Below are 1,540 nucleotides of genomic sequence, written 5' to 3'. Positions count from 1 at the left end.
CTTGAGCCCCACTCTTTACGCCCCTCGTCACTGGTGTCAGTCTGCTAAATTACGGGTGTAACTACCGCTAATTCGATATGTTTTGGAGATCCGGTAAGTTTACATGGAATTTCTCCCGTTAATATCAGGGACTTACCCAAAAACACAAGTTTTGAAGCGATTTAGCTGCAGTTTTTCCCGTTAAGGGCGGTATTTTCCACAGCAGCCTCGAAATAAAGGTAAATATTTCCGCTAATATAAACGAATAAGCCGATAAACCCAATCACACACACGTGATCGAGTCTATCGGCATATACATCTACTCCTGCGTCATCCCACTTAGTTCACCCTTATCCTAATCCTAATCATCCTTACTCAACAAAACTGCCATAAGTCACTTCCCTGAATCTTTCCTTCCAAGGAGAAACAGCTGACAACTTCTCGTAGATCTCCTCCGCTTTCTGAATGCAGACCGACTGCACGACTTGTCCATACTCCAAGCAACCGGAATCCTTAATCATTTGAATAAACGCTTCCTTCTCTTGCAAAAGCACATCCGACGTAATTTCCCCCTCATAGTAGGCTTTCAATGGAGTAAAATCTTCATCCTCAACGGAAAGCAAATACAAAATAGGGAGCGTACGCTTCTTGCCGTACAAATCATTCTTCACATCAATCCGAACGATGTCGCGCATATCATTCTGAATTTGATGAATAAGCCCGATGCAATCGGCTAGCTCATGAAGCTGCTCAATCGTTTCCCGCGGGGAATCCACTGTCATATATCCCATAAAACAGGCCAAGCGAAATAGAGAGCCAGATTTCTCCTGCGTCATGACCAGATAATTATCAACCGTCACTGCCGCATTCACCACATCCTTATGCTGGCCGTTAATTGAACGCGCGATGATCTTCGTGACTTCGACCAACCATTCTGATTTGACCTGTAGATGACCCAACTCGCCAATGAATCCCATTAAGAGCGCCAGAACGGCATTCAACGCCTCCGCTTGCGAACACTTCATCCATGGCTTATCCTCTTGATCCTGATCTTGCAGATCATCCACAATGTCCAGGATTAAGTTAGCCAACTCTGCGAGTGCCGCGTAGCGGTCAATATACGGTGAATCCCCACCCAGCATATAATGCGTGCAAAGCGTAACCTTTGCCCACGCCCCATTCTCTTTGTCTTTATCCGCAATGAATGATTTCAAAAGCTCATTTAAATCCTTCACATCAATATAATCGTCCACTAAGCGAATCATATGTTCTTTTACACTTTGCTTCATGCTCCACTCGCCCTCGCTTCTGTCTCTTATGTTAAAGAATGGGAAATTCGTCTGAACAGCAGAGAAGACCGGTAAAGGCATGTGCCTTCCCGGTCTTCCATATTCTTTTGGTGTCAATAGGGCTTATCCGCTGAACCGATCGGCATCTAGATATGCACCGTAGGTGGCTTCTCTTAACTTCATCTTCCAGGAAGAGAGCGCTGGCAGTCCTTCGTAAATCTCTTCCGCTTTTTGCAAACATACGGACTGAACAACACGAGAATACTCCATAC

Annotated in this window: 1 protein-coding gene; it reads right to left on the bottom strand. The window is 45.1% G+C overall.

Annotated features, from left to right (window positions below):
* Positions 1-350: 350 nt before the first annotated feature.
* Positions 351-1,268, bottom strand: coding sequence for a polyprenyl synthetase family protein (locus AC1DUA_RS36990; protein ID WP_477504466.1), 918 nt, complete (start codon positions 1,266-1,268; stop codon positions 351-353).
* Between the last annotated feature and the right edge of the window lie 272 nt (positions 1,269-1,540).

The sequence above is a fragment of the Paenibacillus sp. 01T422 genome, assembly GCF_056398785.1.
This window is presented reverse-complemented; position numbering and strand designations above follow the sequence as displayed.

What these genes read in the sequence shown, in the direction of transcription:
- AC1DUA_RS36990 (WP_477504466.1), bottom strand. Translation starts at nt 1,268, where the DNA reads ATGAAGCAAAGTGTAAAAGAACATATGATTCGCTTAGTGGACGATTAT.